The organism is Vibrio sp. 1402, assembly GCF_033340275.1.
The window spans coordinates 1-629 of sequence record NZ_JAWOWE010000387.1; the positions used below are offsets into that span (position 1 = coordinate 1).

Annotated in this window: 1 pseudogene; it reads right to left on the minus strand. The window is 40.7% G+C overall.

What is annotated here, in order from left to right:
* Positions 1-629, minus strand: a pseudogene (locus R7044_RS26230) (integrase); the annotation flags it as partial.

Genomic DNA, 629 nt, shown 5'->3' on the forward strand with positions numbered 1-629 from the left:
TCAATGAGGTGCTCATGAATCGGTACTTGTCGAACAGACTTAACGTTTTTTACGTTCTGCTCTTCACCCTCACGAACATAAATAAAGTGAATATCTTCGTCTGATCGTTGTATATCTGAACTTCTAAGGTGAACCAGTTCTTCAATCCGAGAACCCGTATACCTGCGTAGAAGAGGCACCCAAGAACAAGCCATGCCATAAGGCTTACTAGCAGTGACATCAGTGAATATATCTAGCTTAAATAACTGATTGATCTCACTAGGAGTAAAACCTTTAGCTTCCGCTACCGCAGACTTATTCTGTACTTTAGGAAGTGTTACGCCTTTGTACGGGTTGACGTCTATCAGACCAAGCTCAACAGCATAGCCAAATACAGGAGAAGTCTTTCTGAGAATAGTCTTAACGGTTGAAGGAGATATTGTCTCAAGCCCTTTTGTTTTAACAAGCTCAAGCTGCTCAGGTACTGATTTGTTTCTAATCTCTTTAGCTTTAGACTTAGGCAATTGTAACAGGGTATCTTTGTATTTTGAGATATGACCTCTCGTTACATCAGCAACATCTAGATCCCCTATTATCTCTATAAGACGCTCTATCTGAGACTCAACCTCTGCCAAGGATTGAGAAGCTTT